Source organism: Ramlibacter aurantiacus (assembly GCF_016722895.1).
In the GTDB taxonomy this organism is placed as follows: Bacteria; Pseudomonadota; Gammaproteobacteria; order Burkholderiales; family Burkholderiaceae_C; genus Ramlibacter; species Ramlibacter aurantiacus.
Genome location: NZ_JAEQNA010000003.1, coordinates 1 through 16,812 on the forward strand (window position 1 = coordinate 1; position 16,812 = coordinate 16,812).

At 64.8% G+C, this 16,812-nt stretch carries 18 protein-coding genes; 12 read left to right on the plus strand and 6 right to left on the minus strand.

Features of this window, described 5'->3' with window-relative positions; translation table 11 throughout:
- Nucleotides 1-731 precede the first annotated feature (731 nt).
- Nucleotides 732-1,511 (minus strand): IclR family transcriptional regulator, encoded by a 780-nt coding sequence (locus JI739_RS09990; RefSeq protein ID WP_236589473.1) that lies wholly within the window; start codon nt 1,509-1,511, stop codon nt 732-734.
- Between the two features lie 140 nt (nt 1,512-1,651).
- Nucleotides 1,652-2,644 (minus strand): Rieske 2Fe-2S domain-containing protein, encoded by a 993-nt coding sequence (locus JI739_RS09995; RefSeq protein WP_201683758.1) that lies wholly within the window; start codon nt 2,642-2,644, stop codon nt 1,652-1,654.
- 249 nt (nt 2,645-2,893) lie between these two features.
- Between JI739_RS09995 and JI739_RS10000 the strand changes: the two genes are divergently transcribed.
- The 10 genes from JI739_RS10000 to JI739_RS10045 are packed head-to-tail and all read left to right on the plus strand — an operon-like array spanning nt 2,894 to nt 11,764.
- The gene (locus tag JI739_RS10000) at nt 2,894-3,412 is read left to right on the plus strand and encodes a cupin domain-containing protein (protein WP_201683759.1); all 519 of its coding nucleotides are present in this window, start codon (nt 2,894-2,896) and stop codon (nt 3,410-3,412) included.
- Between the two features lie 8 nt (nt 3,413-3,420).
- Nucleotides 3,421-3,630: a recombinase-like helix-turn-helix domain-containing protein gene (locus JI739_RS10005; RefSeq protein WP_201683760.1), complete on the plus strand. Its 210-nt coding sequence runs from the start codon at nt 3,421-3,423 to the stop codon at nt 3,628-3,630.
- Nucleotides 3,631-3,649: 19 nt separating this feature from the next.
- Nucleotides 3,650-4,021 carry a RidA family protein gene (locus tag JI739_RS10010; RefSeq protein ID WP_201683761.1) on the plus strand — a complete coding sequence of 124 codons (372 nt, stop codon included), beginning with the start codon at nt 3,650-3,652 and terminating at the stop codon, nt 4,019-4,021.
- A 16-nt stretch (nt 4,022-4,037) separates the two neighbouring features.
- Nucleotides 4,038-5,018 carry a Bug family tripartite tricarboxylate transporter substrate binding protein gene (locus JI739_RS10015; protein WP_201683762.1) on the plus strand — a complete coding sequence of 327 codons (981 nt, stop codon included), beginning with the start codon at nt 4,038-4,040 and terminating at the stop codon, nt 5,016-5,018.
- An 8-nt stretch (nt 5,019-5,026) separates the two neighbouring features.
- Nucleotides 5,027-5,842, plus strand: a complete 816-nt coding sequence (locus JI739_RS10020; protein WP_201683763.1) for an SDR family oxidoreductase — start codon at nt 5,027-5,029, stop codon at nt 5,840-5,842.
- 28 nt (nt 5,843-5,870) lie between these two features.
- Nucleotides 5,871-6,749, plus strand: a complete 879-nt coding sequence (locus JI739_RS10025; RefSeq protein WP_236589474.1) for an alpha/beta fold hydrolase — start codon at nt 5,871-5,873, stop codon at nt 6,747-6,749.
- A gap of 11 nt (nt 6,750-6,760) precedes the next feature.
- Nucleotides 6,761-7,603: an SDR family oxidoreductase gene (locus JI739_RS10030; RefSeq protein WP_201684107.1), complete on the plus strand. Its 843-nt coding sequence runs from the start codon at nt 6,761-6,763 to the stop codon at nt 7,601-7,603.
- On the plus strand, nt 7,596-9,308 hold the full coding sequence (locus tag JI739_RS10035; RefSeq protein WP_201683765.1) for a thiamine pyrophosphate-binding protein: 1,713 nt from the start codon (nt 7,596-7,598) through the stop codon (nt 9,306-9,308). Before JI739_RS10030 ends, JI739_RS10035 begins: the two co-directional genes overlap by 8 nt.
- Complete coding sequence (locus JI739_RS10040) at nt 9,308-10,774, plus strand: aldehyde dehydrogenase (protein ID WP_201683766.1); 1,467 nt, start codon at nt 9,308-9,310, stop codon at nt 10,772-10,774. Before JI739_RS10035 ends, JI739_RS10040 begins: the two co-directional genes overlap by 1 nt.
- A gap of 15 nt (nt 10,775-10,789) precedes the next feature.
- Nucleotides 10,790-11,764, plus strand: coding sequence for a VOC family protein (locus JI739_RS10045; RefSeq protein ID WP_201683767.1), 975 nt, complete (start codon nt 10,790-10,792; stop codon nt 11,762-11,764).
- A 481-nt stretch (nt 11,765-12,245) separates the two neighbouring features.
- Here JI739_RS10045 and JI739_RS10050 read toward each other — a convergent pair whose 3' ends face one another.
- The 4 genes from JI739_RS10050 to JI739_RS10065 all read right to left on the minus strand — a co-directional run bounded on the left by JI739_RS10050 (nt 12,246) and on the right by JI739_RS10065 (nt 15,452).
- The gene (locus JI739_RS10050) at nt 12,246-13,073 is read right to left on the minus strand and encodes an amidohydrolase family protein (protein WP_201683768.1); all 828 of its coding nucleotides are present in this window, start codon (nt 13,071-13,073) and stop codon (nt 12,246-12,248) included.
- Between the two features lie 7 nt (nt 13,074-13,080).
- Nucleotides 13,081-14,070, minus strand: coding sequence for a tripartite tricarboxylate transporter substrate binding protein (locus JI739_RS10055; RefSeq protein ID WP_201683769.1), 990 nt, complete (start codon nt 14,068-14,070; stop codon nt 13,081-13,083).
- 11 nt (nt 14,071-14,081) lie between these two features.
- Nucleotides 14,082-14,813, minus strand: a complete 732-nt coding sequence (locus tag JI739_RS10060; RefSeq protein ID WP_236589475.1) for a GntR family transcriptional regulator — start codon at nt 14,811-14,813, stop codon at nt 14,082-14,084.
- A gap of 423 nt (nt 14,814-15,236) precedes the next feature.
- Nucleotides 15,237-15,452 (minus strand): CsbD family protein, encoded by a 216-nt coding sequence (locus tag JI739_RS10065; protein ID WP_201683770.1) that lies wholly within the window; start codon nt 15,450-15,452, stop codon nt 15,237-15,239.
- 213 nt (nt 15,453-15,665) lie between these two features.
- On the opposite strand from JI739_RS10065, the gene JI739_RS10070 reads away from it, so the two are divergent.
- Nucleotides 15,666-16,019 carry a DUF1622 domain-containing protein gene (locus tag JI739_RS10070; protein ID WP_201683771.1) on the plus strand — a complete coding sequence of 118 codons (354 nt, stop codon included), beginning with the start codon at nt 15,666-15,668 and terminating at the stop codon, nt 16,017-16,019.
- A gap of 41 nt (nt 16,020-16,060) precedes the next feature.
- A complete protein-coding gene (locus tag JI739_RS10075) occupies nt 16,061-16,780 on the plus strand; it encodes a haloacid dehalogenase type II (RefSeq protein WP_201683772.1) in 720 nt (239 codons plus the stop codon).
- Nucleotides 16,781-16,812: the final 32 nt, after the last annotated feature.

A 16,812-nucleotide genomic window follows, 5' to 3' on the forward strand; every position in this document is an offset into this window, starting at 1 on the left:
GAAGCGCCAGGCTCACGGCAGGCGCCAACGACCTCCTGCTTGAACTGCGCGCTGTGCCGCCGCCGGGTCTTTCGATGCTCGTTCATCTGCTGTCCATCAAACTTAGATGGACAGCAATCTTGCGCAGTTAGCTGCGCCTCTCAAGATGGGTTTGGCAGACGCTTACGGAAGATCAGCATGGGGCTCGCAAGGAGTTGGTCCAGGCCGTTGGCGCGCGGTACCGCGCCAGCCCATCGAGACGATCGCGGTGCGATCCTGGACGAGTTTGTGGCAACGACGGGGTACCACCGCAAACACGCCATCCGGTTGCTCGAAACGGAGCCAAAGGAGGGCTCGCCGCGCACGTCCTCACGCCGATGGTGAGCCGGTCAAGCAGGCGCTTGCGACGCTCTGGGAGGTCTCCGGGCGCGTTTGCTCGAAGCGCCTGCCCCGCCGTGCGCCGGTCGGTACCGGTTCGCCCTGGGAGCTTCATCCAGACGCTGGTGCTGACGGACGTAGCGTCTGGCCGGACGGAGTGCGTTCCGGTGCTCACGCGCGACAGCGTGCTGGTGATTGATGCGATTAGCACGGCCCGACAGCTTTTTCCGTTCCCGGTGCGTGGTGTCGATTTCGACAACGACGGCGTGTTCATGAACGGAAGTGGAGATCTGATGCAGTTCGCTCTTCAGCAACAGAGATTGAAGGGCGCCGCAGACGACGAAGCCCAATCGCGAGGCGATTGCTGGGTGAGCCTAATGATGCAACTCGGCAGAAATTTCTTCCGCCACTTTCCTTACTTCTGGAGCCACGACGTTTTCGAGCCCGAGCTTCTCCAGCGATGCCTCAGGTCCGACAGCGTTGATGGCCGCAATGATCCGTTTCTTCCGGCTATCGAAGATCGGCGCGGCCACGCTGGCAACTCCCGGGTGCATAGAGGACCTTGCAATCGCGCAGCCGTCCTGTCGAATCGTTTGTAGGATTCGACGGAGGGCCGTCAGTGAACTGGGCGTCGTGGGGCCGAATTTCTCTAGCTTGAGGCCGGCGTAAGTGCTCTTGAGTTCGTCGTCGTCCAATCCACTCAAAAGCACTTGTCCCATCGGGCTGGCATGCGCGGGCAGGCGAGAGCCGATGGCGATATTGCTGACGAGTTCGGCGTCGGCCCGGGCGCGGGCAATATAGACGACCTCGGAACCTTCCAGGATGCCCAGGTGGGTGTTGGCCCGCAGCCGATCGCAAAGACGCCTCAACTTCGGGGTCGCGATATCGACGAGATCGACCGAGCTGATGAAGGCGAAGCCCAGCGAAAGGAGCCCCGGGCCCGGGCGGTACAGCTTGGTGTCGGCCGCGAAAGACAAGAACCCATGCAGCGTCAGGGTATGCAGCAGCCGGAAGCAGGTGGATCGGGGCAGCCCCATGAGCTCGCATACCTGCGTGAACGACAGAGCCGGGCGATCGGGACCGAACAGCTTGAGCAGCCGCAAGCCTCGGTCGAGCGCGGGAACCAAGTTTGGATCGTTTATCGTGACTTGCAAGGAAGTTACCCACAGTTGAATGGAAGCCGCCGCCACGGCTCGTGTGGCGCGGCGCACAAGCATAACTGCGGTTCCCTATGCGGAAAACAGTTTCGGTAGCGGGCGCTGTTGGCCGCAGGCTTCGCCGTCGGGAGTGGAGGCTACTCGGCGGCGGCGTTCACCAGGAGGCGCCGCAGGCGCGTAATGCCCAAGTCGTGCTGGTACAGCGACTCATGTTCCCGGGCATCCAGCGGCATGCCTTCCAAGACCTTTTGGTCCTGTGCCAACACTTTCATGTGACGCGGATATAGCACTGTGCGGTACAGCAGTCTCCACATGTCGTGCTCCCAGCCTCCACCGCGTCGCAGGTGCATGAAATACACCTGACAAGCCAACTCATCGATCGGGGTCACCGTGCCGATGATGCGCAGGTGCCCGCCGGGCCCGGCTGACTGGGGGTACGGGATGTCCAGGCGAGCCCACAACATGCCCGTGTCGAAAAACTCCGTCCAGTCGAAGTTCACGTCCCGTTGGCCTTCCTTTTCGATGCGGAATCCGTCTGGGATGTCCACGGCTCGCATACGGTCCACCTTGGCACCGGCACTGAGCGTGTAGGTATCGCCATGCAGGTACGTCGCGTGCATCGGATCGGCTAGGTTGTCGAGTGCAAGCAGCCAGTTGCACTTCCACTCCCCAGTCCAGAGGTAACCGTGCCAATTTCCGTCCGTCAACTCGGCGGGAAACCGGAGCTCGCCCGGGGGGGCTTCTTTGTCCACGCCGAACCAGGCCCAGACCCCGCCGTCCTTCACCCGGACCGGGAACTGCCTGACCAGGAATTTCCCTTTCTGTGCAGCTTCCGGATAGCCGGGTACCTCCAGCACCTTGCCATCGCCCGAGACTTGGATGCCGTGATAGGGGCAGATCACCGATGAGTCCGATGCCGTCCCTTGTGAGAACCTGGCGCCGCGATGCGGGCAACGATCTTGAAGCAGGTGGATCCCGGAAGGCGAGCGCCAGATCACGAGGTCGATACCGAGCCTGCGAATAGCTGCGGGTGAGGTGGTGACCTCCTGCTCGCGGGCGACGAGGTACCACCTGTTGGGCACGCCGTTCCTGATCTTGTCCAATGCTTCGGTTTGTCGGTTGGTAGCCATGAATAACCCGTTCGATGTATGCGGACGCTAGCGAAGTGGGCCAGCGACGGTTCCTCATACGGAACATAGTTCCGCAGACGGAACTTACCTCACCTCCGGCGAGGTGTCAACGCCGGGGAATCCTGACCTACCGCGATGGTGGATGAGGCCCCTACAGCCCACCTGCCAATTCTTGTTGACAAGATCCTAGACCAGCTCTTAGCATCCACCCACGGAACTAGGTTCCGCATACGAAACTAGGAGATCGACATGACCGAGATTGCAGAGCGCCAGGCGCAAGGGGCGGGTTCCCTTGCTGTGTTGATGAAGTCCCGCATCGCGCGGCTGGGAACGCGGCACTACGACTGGAATACGCTGGGCTTCCAGTCGGCGGTGGACGCCAAGTACCGGCGCGCGCAGATCCGGTACGTTGGCACGGGCGCCGCCGGGGTGATGGAGGACAGCAATACGGTGCCCGCTGAGCATTTCACGTTCTCCAACATGCTGCTGCCGGCGGGTTCCTGTGGGCCGCTCCACGTCCATGAGGATGCCGAAGAGGTCTTCTTCATCGTCCGCGGCCACGGCATCGTGATGGGATTCGAGAGGGGAGGAGAGCGCTGGGAGGAAACGCTCAACGAGCGTGACCTGGTGTCGGTCCCCGCTGGGGTCTACCGCTCGTTCAGGAACGAGGGCGAGGATGAGGCGCTGGTTGCCGTGATCATTGGCGCGAGCAAGCCAAAGCTGCCTTCCTATCACCCGGATGATCCGATCCACGGAACCTCGCGTTGAGGCTGGCCATGGACGTCGAGCGTGTTTTGCGACTGCGGTCGAATCAGCCAAGCGACCTAGAGGAGCGCCTCGGCGCAGCGCTGGAGCAGGCCCTCGCCCAAGGTGTCTCGCAACTGGACGTTTTGTGCGCCTTCGTCAATGGCCAGGGCCTGCGTGATCCAGACGGCAGCGAATGGACGGCGCAGCGTCTGGTCCAGTTCCTCAGGCAGTTGCCCTGAGGCTGGCGCGCTCCGAACCATGCCCTTGCAAATGATCAGCGAACATCCCTACAGCTTCGTGCATGAGCGCGAAGGGATCGTGTATGTCTCCGGTGCCACCACGATCGACTACGACACGCACCAGCCCGTCCCAGGGCGCAGGCCAGCGCTGGACGCGGCGCTGAACGAGGTAGAGCGTCGGCTTGGCACGGTCGGCCTCGGCTTGGCCGACGTGGCGAAGGTGACCTACTACCTGGTCGATATCAGTCTGCGCAGCGAGGCGAACGAGCAGTTTCAGGACCGGTTTCCGCCTACTAAGCCGGCGAGGAGCGTGGTCGGGGTCTCGGCCGCACCTTATGGCGGGTGCGCCGTCATCGACGTGATCGCGCACCGCAAACCAGCTAACCAATGAAATCAAGGAGCTAGCCATGCATCAAGTTTCCAGGCGCCTGCTGGGTGCCGTGCTGTTCGCAGTTGCCGCCGTCCAAGCCGCGCCGGTTTGGGCGCAGGCCTATCCCTCCAAGCCGATCACCGTTGTCGTGCCTGCGCCGGCGGGCGGTGACACCGATGCTTTGGCGCGGTTGATTGGATCCAAGCTGTCCCGCCGGCTGGGGCAGCCCGTGGCCGTGGATAACCGGCCCGGCGCGAGCGGAATTATTGCGGCGACACATGTCAGCAGGATGCCGCCCGACGGTCACGCCTTCTTGCTCGCTCCCAGCACCTTCTCAACAGCCCAGTTGGTGGTGAAGGGCGGCTCCAGCGCGTACGACACGCTGACAGGGTTCACGCCTGTCATCTTGACCGGCGAGCAACCTCTGGTTCTGGTGGCGAGCTCGTCCAGCGGCATCAGGACCCTCAAGGATCTGGTTGCCGCTTCCAGAAGCGGACGTTCCTTCTTCTACGCCAGTCCTGGTGCCGGATCACCGATGCACGTCCTTGGAGAACTGGTCAATCGCTCCACGGGCATGAAGGCGGGTCACGTCGCCTACAAGGGTGTCGCGCCGGCGGTGAACGACGTTCTGAGCGGTCAGGTGCCTCTGACCTACGTCACCATCGGCCCCGTGGCGGCACACCTGACCAGTGGAAAGCTGGTTGCCCTGGCGGTCGCCTCGCCTGAGCGCACGAGCCTCTTGCCGGACGTTCCCACCTTCCGGGAGCTGGGATATCCAGACATCGATGTGGTGGCCTGGAGCGGCTTGTGGGCGCCCAAGAACCTGCCCGCACCGATCGTGAAGCAGCTCAATGCCCACATCAACGAGATCCTGCAGATGCCGGACGTGGTCGCGAGCATGGCCACCATCGGCGCCACGGTTGTCGGTGGAGAGCCTGACGCGCTCTACAAGATGAACGCGCAAACCCACGGCACGCTCGGTAAGGTCATCAAAGACCTCGGCATCCAGGCGGACTGAGGATGACGATGAGACAAGCGACAGCGATCCGCGACGAGGCGGCCCTCGCCAGTTTGAAGCGCGAGATTCCCGCCGAGCTGCTGTCCGGCCGGAGGATCTTGGTCACTGGCGGCGCGCGCGGGCTTGGCCTGGCGTTCGCTGAAACTGCGGCGGCCGCTGGCGCCCAGGTGGTGATCGCTGATCTGCTGGCCGACCTTGCGCTGGATCAGGCAAACGCAATCGCGCAGCGGCATGGGTGGTGTAGGGCGGTCGGCATTGACGTCGGGGACCCGGCGTCGATCGAGGACGGCGCCGCCGCATCGATCGACTGGCTGGGAGGGCTGGACGGACTCGTCAATTGCGCGGCCGTGACCAGCTCGGGCGGGCGCGACGCTCACCAACTCGAGGTGGGGCTTTGGGACCAGGTGATGCAGGTCAACGTGCGGGGCACATGGCTGATGAGCCGTGCCTGCCGGGCCGCGCTTGCGAGCAGCGGCCGCGGGGCCGTGGTGAACATTGCATCGGACACGGCGCTGTGGGGCTCCCCAAACCTTCTTGCCTACACCTCAAGCAAAGGCGCCGTGATCGCCATGACGCGGTCACTGGCGCGCGAGTGGGGAGGGGATTCGATTACCGTGAACGCGATCGCCCCTGGACTGACGCTGGTGGAGGCGACCGAATACGTGCCCATAGAGCGCCACCAGCTGTACCTCGATGGCCGCGCCATTCCGCGCGAGCAGTCCGCCGCTGACGTGTGCGGAACGACGCTGTACCTACTGTCCGGCCTCTCGCGTTTCGTGACGGGCCAGCTGGTGCCCGTCAACGGCGGCTTTGCCATGCACTGAACCGAGACGGTGACAGCGGATGTCTGTAATGATTGGAACGACGGACTCAATGCCTTCAGCGGCGGAGCTCGAGAGGCTCGACGCGGACTTTCCCACGCGGTACATGGTGCTCGGCGCGGGCACACGGATCGCCTTTCGCGAGTGCGGATCCGGACCGCTGGTGCTGTGCCTGCATGGCATCGGATCGAATGCCGGATCGTGGGTTCATGTGGCGCGCGAGTTGCGCCACCGGGCGCGGGTGCTGGCTTGGGACATGCCGGGCTATGGCGAGTCGAGCCCCGTGGTACCTTCAATGCCCGACGCCTCTCACTACGCGACGCGGCTATCCGAGCTGGCGTCGCGCCTGGGGGCCCGGGACTTCGTCCTGACGGGACATTCTCTCGGTGCGATCGTCGCCGCCGCTGCGGTGCGTCGGTTTCCCCAGTTCGCCCAGCAGGTACGTGCGCTCGTCTTCGTCAGCCCGGCGCGGGGCTACGGGGCAGCTGGCAAGGAGGCCGTTCGGCAGAAGGTGTACCGCGACCGCCTTGACTCGCTGAAGCAACTCGGCATCGGTGGGCTGGCGGACACGAGATCCATGCGACTGGTCAGCGAGGGCGCTTCAGCGGCTCACCTCGCATGGGTCAGATTGGCATTGGCACAGCTGGATGAAGCGGGCTATCGACAGGCCATCGAGCTGCTGTGTGGCGCCGATTTGTTGTCGGATCTGCCGCTGCCCGTGCCCGTTCGCGTGCTTTGCGGGGAGCGCGACGTGGTGACCGAACCCGCTGCTTGCGGGGAAGTTGCGATTAGGTGCGGCATGCCGCTCGAGCTGATCGTGGGTGCGGGTCACGCCAGTCCCGTGGAGCGGCCGCAAGCCGTGGCTGCGGCGATCTCGCAGATGGCTGGGTCCGAGCCACAACGCCCATGAAAGCCAGTTCAATGCCCAGTCTTCGTGCGGCACCCGCCGCTTTCTTTTCCCCTGAAGCGCTCGCAGGTCAGGTGGCGGTGGTGACCGGCGGCTCGTCCGGAATCGGCAAGGCAACTGTGGAACTGATGCTGGAATGCGGCGCCTCGGTGGCTTTCTGCGCAAGGGACGCTGAACGGGTCGCTGCGGTCGCTAGCGAGCTTCGCGAGCGCTTTCCTGGCGCGAAGATCCATGCGCAAGCCTGCGACGTGCTCGATCCCGAAGCGGTGAAGCAGTTCGCGCGCGAGTGCGAGTCTGCGTTTGGCGCCGTGTCGATGCTAATCAATAACGCCGGCCAGGGACGGATGTCTACATTCGCGACCACGACCGACGCGGAATGGAGAAGGGAACTTGAGCTGAAGTTCTTTTCCGTGATTCACCCGATCCGGGCTTTCCTGCCGAGCCTGCGGGCCACTCGCGCCGCTCGGGGAGATGCCTCTATCGTTTGCGTGAACTCTTTGCTGGCAAGGCAACCCGAGCCTCATATGGTGGCGACCTCCGCGGCGCGAGCGGGCTTGCTCAATCTCGTGAGGTCACTGGCTACCGAGTTCGCGCCGGACGGTGTGCGCGTCAACGGCATCCTGGTCGGCATCGTCGAATCGGCGCAATGGACGCGCCGATTCCGTCAGCGCGAAGACCCGTTGGTGGCTTGGCAGGCTTGGACTCAGGCCGAAGCGCAAATGCGGCATATCCCGTTAGGGCGCTTCGGCCTGCCCGCGGAAGCAGCCAACGCCATCCTGTTCCTCGCGTCACCGCTAGCCTCATACACCACTGGCTCACACCTGGATATCTCTGGAGGACATTCCCGTCATGCGTGATTCATCAGACCAGCTCGCCACCGGCGGGTCCATCGTTGCAGCGTTCCTGGAGCAGTGCGGGGTCAAGGCTGCCTTTGGCGTGATATCGATTCACAACATGCCCATCCTTGACGCTGTTGCACAACGCGGGGCGATACGGTTCGTCCCCGCAAGGGGCGAGGCTGGTGCCGGCAACATGGCCGATGCCTATGCGCGTTCGGCCGGCACGCTGGGCGTGTGCATCACGAGCACGGGTCCCGCTGCCGGCAACATCGCCGGCAGCATGCTGGAGGCCTTGATCGCGGGCGCGCCGGTGCTGCACATCACCGGGCAGATCGAAACGCCATACCTGGACAAGAACATGTCTTACATCCACGAGGCGCCCGACCAGCTCTCCATGCTGAAGTCCATCTCGAAGGCGGCGTTCAGGGTGCGCAGCATCGAGACGTTGCTCGGAACGTTGAAGCAAGCCGTGCAGGCGGCCACGACCGCGCCCACGGGTCCAGTCAGCGTGGAGATCCCGATCGATATCCAGTCGGCCGTCACGTCCATGCCGGAAGATCTTCTCCCAGTCCCGGTGCAGCCGCTGGCGCCTCAACCGCAGGCACTGGATCGGCTGGCCGAGCAGTTGGCTAGGGCAAGGCGCCCCATGCTGTGGCTGGGTGGCGGCGCGAGACACGCCCGCGCGGTCGTGCAGCGGTTGCAGCGCCTCGGATTTGGCGTTGTCTCCAGTGTTCAAGGGCGTGGCATCGTCCCCGAAGACGACGCCGGCAGCATCGGCGCTTACAGCATGCACAAGCCGATCCAGGACCTGTATCGGACTTGCGACGCGATGCTGGTGGTCGGTTCGCGCCTGCGCGGTGGTGAAACGTTGCAGTTCGAGCTGGTGCTGCCGCGCCCTCTGTATCGGATCGACATCGATCCGGCCACTGAAGGGCGTGGGTATGAGAGCGATGGCTTCGTCTGCGGCGATGCTGCCCTGGCGCTGGAGCAGTTGGCGGATCGACTCGAGGGGCAAAGCTATCAGGCCGATGCCAGTTTGCTAACCGACCTTCGACGCGCCCATGAGCAGGCCATTGGTGGTGTGATGGAAGGCATTGGGCCCTACAGGCAGATGGTCGAGGAACTGCAGCAGGCGGTCGGCCGCAACTTCAATTGGGTACGGGACGTGACGCTTTCCAACAGCATCTGGGGCAATCGCCAGCTGCGCGTGTTCGAACCTACTGCCGCGGTTCATGCGGTGGGCGGCGGCATCGGCCTCGGCATGCCGATGGCGATCGGCGCCGCAGTCGCAGCCGCCGCAGCGGGATCCGGCCGGAAGACGATCTGCCTGGCCGGTGATGGGGGCTTCGTGCTGAACCTGGGTGAGCTCGTGACGGCGGTTCAGGAAGAGGCGAATCTGCTGATCTTGCTCATGAACGACAAGGGTTACGGCGTGATCAAGAACATCCAGGACGCCAACTACGGCGGCCGTCGTTGCTACGCTGACCTGCTCACGCCGAACTACCAGAAGGTTTGCGATGCCATCCATCTGAGCTACGCACGGGTCGAGCGCATGGCCGACTTCAAGGCGTCCTTAACCAAGGGTCTCGCGCACGAGGGACCGTTCCTGCTAGAGATCGACATGCTAGCCGTTGGACCGTTCCCGCGCTCGTTCGCCGGGCCGCCGACGAATCGGCCGATCCAAGTGCCGGCGTTGGCGGCTCACGGAAGGACTGCCGTTTGATGAAGCAGCTTCAGAAACTCCAGATCTGCGTGGGTGGCGAATGGCGGCTAGGCAGGGGAGACGAATTCGTAGACGTCGACCCTGCAACGGAAAACCCTATCGCTGTCCTGCGCGCCGCCGATACGGCCGATGTGGACGAAGCGGTGGACCGTGCGTCCGTAGCGTTTCGCACCAGTGGCTGGGCGCAGCGACTCCCCCATGAGAGGGCATCGGTCCTGCACCGCGTGGCGCAGCTTATTCGGGAAAACAGCGAGGCTTTGGCTTTGAAGCAAAGCCTGGACAACGGCAAACCGATCAGGGAAACCCGCGCTTTAGTTGGGAGCGCGGCCGGAACCTTCCAGTTCTTCGCCGCTGCACTCGAAACCTTTGAGGATGACATCACTCCCTCCCGTGGGGCATACCTGAGCATGAGCGTGCATGAGCCGCTGGGCGTCGTTGCGGGGATCTCGCCATGGAACTCGCCCATTGCCAGTGAGGCGCAGAAGCTGGCACCTGCGCTAGCGGCCGGCAACGCGGTGCTGCTCAAGCCGGCCGAAGCGACCCCACTGATGGCGCTGGAATTGGCGCGCCTGTGCGAGCAGGCGGGGGTGCCTCGCGGCTTGGTCAGCGTGCTACCTGGCAAAGGATCGGTGATAGGCGATGTCATCACCCGGCATCCACTGGTACGGCGCGTCTCTTTCACCGGGGGGACCAGGACGGGAAGGCACATCGCCGGGATAGCCGCAGCCAAGATGATGCCGGTCTCGCTGGAACTTGGCGGTAAGTCGCCGACCATCGTGCTGGAGGACGCGGATCTCGCCCATGCCGTCAACGGTGTGCTGTTCGGTATCTTCAGCTCGTCGGGCCAATCTTGCATTGCGGGCTCCCGGCTATTTGTTGCCCGTTCGATCTACCCGGCGTTCATGGACGCGCTCGCCGCGAGCGCCGAGCGCTTACGAGTCGGCGATCCACGTTCGGAGGCAACGCAGATCGGCCCGCTGATCACGGAGACGCATCGCGACAGCGTTGAGCGCTACGTCAGCTTGGGCCTTTCCGAAGGTGGCCGGATCCGAATAGGAGGCTCGCGGCCTGATATCGAGCACGGATTTTTCTACCGTCCGACCATCATTGAAGGTCTCGGCAATAGCTGCCGAACAGCGCAGGATGAAATATTCGGACCGGTGCTGGTTGCGATGCCCTTTGATAGCGAAGCCGATCTCGTTCAGCAAGCCAATGAAAGCTCCTATGCCCTGGCCGCGGGTATTTGGACGCGGGACTACAAGTCAGCGTGGCGCCTTGGCCGCGCCATCCAAGCCGGTACCGTGTGGATCAATACCTACAAACAGCTTTCGATCTCGACGCCGTTTGGCGGCTGGAAGGAAAGCGGGCTGGGCCGGGAGAAGGGCCGGCGTGGCATCGTCCAGTACATGGATCAGAAGAGCCTTTACTGGGGATTGAACGATGAGCCGCTTCCTTGGGCGGCGTAAAGGGAGACGCGCGACATGAGCGTGCTTGGGATCGACGAGATAACCTACTGCGTGGACGACTTGCCGACGTGCCGCAAATTCTTTCTCGACTGGGGCTTGACGCTGGTGGCCGAGCACGGCAGCCATTGCGTCTTCGAGTGCCAGAACGGCTGTCGCGTACGGGTGGAGGATTCTTCCAACAGACAGCGGCAGGGCGCGGCCGCAGCACCCTCGACGCTGGCGGAAGTGGTTTGGGGCGTTCAGTCGGAGGGCGATCTAGAGCAATTCGCCGCAGCAGTTGCCGGCGAGCCGCTATTCTTTGATCAACGGGTGAATGGGGTGCGACGCGTAGGCTGTCTCGATCCGCAGGGCTTGCGAGTATGCCTGCAAGTGACCCGAAAGCGCGAGCTCGCGCTGGAGTGCGCGCAGATGAACACGTGGAACGCCAAGCCGCGGGTCAACCAGGCGGCGCCCATGTACGAACAAGCAAGGCCGATCGAGGTTGGGCATGTGGTCTTCTTCGTAGCTGACCTAGCGCGCACTGCTGCGTTCTACCAAACAAAGCTGGGCTTTTGCGCGTCAGATACTTATCCAGGCCGCGGCGCATTCCTGCGGTGCGCGGCCGACGGAGGCCATCATGACCTCTTTCTCCTGCAGCTTCCATCCGGCAAAACCGGGCTTAACCACGTGGCGTTCACTGTGCGCGACATCCACGAGGTGTTCGGTGGTGGATTGAACTTCTCGAGGCTCGGCTGGGCCACTCAACTTGGCCCGGGCCGCCACCCGGTGTCCTCGGCCTACTTCTGGTACTTCGATTGTCCTGCGGGTGGCCTCGTGGAGTACTACGCCGACGAGGACCAGCTCACGGCTGACTGGGTCCCACGGGAGTTCGAGCCATCTGCTTCCATCTTCGCGGAGTGGGCGATTGAAGGCGGGCTCGATGGGTATACGCGTCGACAGCGGAATGCAGGATCAGTCGAGGGTCAGTTCCTAACGGAGAAGAAGCCTTGATCGACTGGCGTTTCTGTGCTTTGAGGTGAGACTAAGGCGCGCGCGCTCGGACGCAATAGCGCATCCCGCTGGAGACAAGTTCCTTGGTCTCGTTCTCAAAGTCCGCAGTGCCTCCATGCTTGGGATTCCAGGGGGAAGTCTGTCCCGGACACCACTCGGTCGGCCGGGAACCCGTTGATCGCCGCACGCACTGCTGTCATCAATCCCAAGACGTCCGCCATGTCGGAGCAGAACCTCGTGCGCAGGTAAGGTCGAAATCCACTTGGGGAAGATGCCATAAACGTGTTTGCTGACCGTGCCCATACGCTCCATCCCCTGAAGCGCACGCACGCGATCCATCCACATGTTGAGCCCCGAATAGCTGCTCCATCGGCACCTCCGCCTTCCAAGCGATTCAGCACGCCATCATTTATCAGCGGGGGCGCTCTAGACAGCGAGAACCGGACCCAACGATCGGACTGGCATCGCACTTCATGGCATTTCAGCTTTCCCCGCGCATGCAGTAGAGAATCGCGCCGGCCTCGCGCACGCGCTGCGCCGTTTCCTCACCGAGCGACTGCAGCACCGGCTGCCACACGGTTGCATATCCGGGAAGAGCTTCCGGGGACATGCTCGTGTGCGGCCAGTCGCTGCCCCACACCATTCGTCCTGGGAAGAGCTCGGCCACCCGCCTCACCAGTGGCTTCACGGCGTCGTAGGGTGGGGCCATCTGCAGGCGGTACCACCCGGACAGCTTGATCCAGGATCCGGCTTCGGCCAGCTCGCGCAGCGGATCCCACGCGCCCGGGTCGTCGGCATGGGCCGGCGTGAGGCCTGCAAGATGATCCAGCACGAAGGTCAATCGGAAACCGCGTTGCCAGGCAGCGAGTTGCCGCAGGTCTGCAGGCCGCGCATACCACTGCACATGCCAGCCTCGCTCGTGCAGGGCAGGGGCCAGGCGTTCCAACTGCATCGCCACCGACCCCATCGCGCTGCCTACCGGCGATACGAGGTTGAAGCGGATGCCGCGCACGCCGGCCGCATGCATCGCGTCGAGTTCGGCCTCGGTCTCGGCGCCGTGCAGCACCACGATCCCCCGATGCCTGCCCCCGGCGGCCCGCAATGCCTGCAGCATGAGGGCGTTGTCGGTTCCGTAGACGCTTGGCTGCACCAGGACCAGGTGCCCACACCCTTGCGCCCGCGCGATCGCCTCGATCTCCGGCAGCGGCCGTGGCAGGGGGTGGTAATGGGCGCCGGCCGAGGGTGCCTTTCCATCGAACACGTGGACATGGCAGTCCCAGCCGGGAGGCAATGAGGAGGTGTCCGCCATCCCGGGCTCAGCCGATGGTGATCTTGCGTTCGCGCACCACGGCGCCCCAAAGCGCCTGCTGCTTCTTGATGAACTCGGCCGCTTCGGCCGAGCCGCCGGTGAACACCTCACCGCCCAATGCCCGTACACGACCCATCACCTCGGGTTCGGCCATGGCCTTGGCCACAGCGGCCGCCAGACGCTCGCGCACCGGCGCCGGCGTGGCTGCAGGCGCGAGCACCGGATTCCATTCGAGCACCTCATAGCCCGGCACACCGGCTTCCTGGATCGTCGGAATGGCAGGCAGCGAATGGGCGCGTCGCGTGCTCGTGGTGGCGAGCGGCCGAAGCTTGCCGGCCTGGATGTTCCCCAGCGACGAAGCCACGTTCGCGAAGAACAGGGGAACCTGCCCCGCCATCACGTCGTTCATGGCCGGACCGCCTCCCTTGTAGGGCACGTGCTGCAGCGTCACGCCGGCGCGATCTTCGAACAGCGCGCCGGCCAGATGCTGCGCCGAGCCGTTGCCCGAAGAGGCATAGGCGATGGAGCCCGGCTTCTCCTTCGCCATGCGCACCAACTCGCCCACCGTCTTTGCCGGAAAGGCGGGGTTGCACACCAGCACGTTCGGGAAAATCGCGAGCACCGCGAGCGGCGCGAACGCGGTGTTCGTGTCGTACGGCAGCTTGGGATACAGCGCAGGGTTCACGGCGAAGGATGACGCATCGACCAGCAACTGCGAGCCGTCCGCCGCGCCCCGCGCCACGTGAGCGGCCGCGATCTGACCGCCAGCGCCGGGGCGGTTGTCCACCACGACCGTCTGTCCCAGGACTCGCGACATATGCGGCGCGATGACGCGCGCCATCAGGTCGGCGCCCCCGCCTGCGGCATATGAAACGACCAACGTGATCGTCCGGCCTCCGGCGATCGGGTCCTGCGCTCGCGCGATCAAAGGCGTGGCGATCATGGCGCCTGCGGCGGCGAGCAGTTGGCGGCGTCGGCCGCTGATGGGTTTGTGCATGAACATTCCAGTCAAGTGATTTGGACGGTGTAATGAAAGGCGTGCGCATCGCCAAGCGTGGTGCGTACCTCGACGCAGCGCCCGGCCAGGTCATGGGCGCGCCGCGCCACGCGCGCGCAGGGATGGCCCGCCGGCAGCGCCAGGTGCGCCGCCTGCGCGGCGCCCAGGGTGCCGAAGCCGATCTCATCGGTCGCGCGCTGCACGTGCACGCCGCAGCGCTGCGCATACATGGGGTAGAACAGATCCTCCCACTGCGCGATGGGCAGTTCGGCCAGCGGTTGGAACATGGGCAGCGGCAGCCACAGGTCTTCCAGCAAACGCGGCTTGCCGCCCAACGAGCGCACCCGCAGCAGATGCAGCACGGGCTCACCCTTGGCCAGCCCCAGGCGCTGCGCGATCTGCGCCGGCGCCGCAACCTTGCGCCGGCTCACGATGCGCGAGGCAGGTACCTCGCCCGAGCCGTCGCCGAAGCGAAAGAACCGCAGCATGGGTGCCCCGGCGAGCGATGCGCGCACGAAGGTCCCGCGCCCGTGGACTCGCTCGAGCAGTCCTTGGGCGGCCAGCAGTTCGAGCGCACGGCGCAGGGTGGCCATTGCCACCCCCTGCTGGGCTGCAAGGACCTGCTCGGACGGCAGGGCGGTGCCGGGCGGCCACTCGCCCGCGGCGATGCGCTCGCGAAGCCCGGCCGCAATGGCCGCGTATCGGCTGAGGCCTGGTTCCGCGGCGGCGTCGACAAGTTCCAAGGTGATCTAGTCCTCTAGAGGTCTGTAGTGGGCGCGATTCTAGCTGCAGTTCGGCGAAGGACGCAATTGCCAGAAAGTCCGCGTCAGCCGAAGTGGCCCATGTGGGGGCGGATCGGGCGAGCCTGGGTGTTTCGGCGGCCCCTGGATGGGCCTGGCCTGTCGCCGCGCAGAGCGCCTGGCGGCGGGTGGGTCAGCGGGCCGACACTTGGAAATTGCGAGCAGCCGAGCCTGTAGCAGCCAGGCAAGCCGCGGTCCAGCAAGACACCGTGCTGGGCGGCCATGCAAGGCAGGGAAGCGCTCGAGTCAATGGAATAGGGACACGCGCGGTCGCAGTCGCCTCCCAGGCGACCATCCGGGGACCGGCGTCGGCGTGTCCGCAGCGCACCCGCTCGCCAGCAGGGCGCTGGTGCGGGTCGCGCAGGTTCAGCGCCAGCGCGCGTCGGGATTGCGTGACTCGAAGTCCCTGATCTGCCGATCGGCCTCGTCGCGCGCGACGCCATGGCGCTCCTGGATCTTCCCGGCGAGCTGGTCCCGCTTTCCGGCGATGACATCGAGGTCGTCGTCGGTCAGCTTGCCCCACTGTTCCTTGATCTTGCCCTTGAACTGCTTCCAATTGCCTTCCACGCGATCGTCGTTCATGTGCTTTCTCCTTGGATCGTTGGAGCCGCTTGCGGCCCGGGGTCACTGCCATGTCGAGTGTGCGTGCGCCGCGCCGTGCCTGCCGGTGCGGTGACCTTCGGAAACATCGGTCACACGGGCGACCTGCGCCTGGCCTTTAATGGAGGCAGGCTGTGCGGCCAACCGTCCGGCACGGCGGGGCCTTGAATTCCCTGGTCAGCCGGAGGTGTCCGCATGGAAGAGATCAAGCAAGCCTTCGGTGTCGTCGGGGCGGGGGTGGAGGCCGTGGGCGTGGCCGTCATCCTCCTGGGGTTCGCGGCAGCAATCGCTACTTCCGTGCCGCGCCTGCTGTCGCAAGGGCTCGTGCCTGCCTACAAGGAACTGCGGACCGGCCTCGGCCGCTCGCTCATCCTCGGGCTCGAGTTCCTGATCGCCGGCGACATCATCCGTACCGTGACCTTCACCCAGACGCTGGAGAGTGCCGCCGTGCTGGGCGTGATCGTCGTGATCCGCGTGTTGCTGGCCTTGACGCTCGACTTCGAGATGGGCGACCGTCCGTTCCGGCGCGGCCATCCACCGGCGGATTGAGCGACAGAGGCTCGTCCGCGCCGGCCCAGAGGACCTTCCAGATGACCCATCCACACGCGCTCGCCCAATCGGTCGAGGTGCTCGCCTTCGATGTCTTCGGCACCGTGGTCGACTGGCACGGCAGCATCGTTCGCGAGCTGCGCGCGCTGCACCCGCAGGTCGATGCCGATGCCTTCGCCAGCGCCTGGCGCGCCGGCTACGGCCCGTCGATGCAGCGGGTGGCGAGCCAGGCTGGTCCGGCGTGGGTGCGGGTCGACGAGTTGCACCGGCAGATCCTTGACGAGATCCTTCCGCGGTTCGGGCTCGACGCGCTCGACGAGGCACAGCGCCGCCATCTCAATCGCGCCTGGCACCGGCTCGATCCGTGGCCCGACAGCGTGCCCGCGCTGCAGCGGCTGAAGCAGCGCTTCACCGTCTGCACCCTGTCGAACGGTGACATCGGACTGCTCACCCACATGGCCAAGCGTGCCGGCCTGCCTTGGGACTGCATCCTGTCGGCCGACGTGTTCCGCGCGTACAAGCCCGACCCGGCCGTCTACACCGGAGCCGCGCGCGTGTTCGACGTGTCGCCCGCGGAGGTGATGCTGGTGGCGGCGCACGGCTACGACCTCGACGCCGCCCGTGCCTGCGGCTTGCGCACCGCTTTTGTCGAGCGGCCGTTGGAGTTCGGCCCCGGCGCGTCGGCCGAGGTGCGCGGTCATGAGCGGGACGACCTGCATGCCTGCGACTTGCTGGACCTGGCGGACAAGCTCGGGGCATGAACGGCCTGAGTCGGGCCCACGCAGCCGTGACC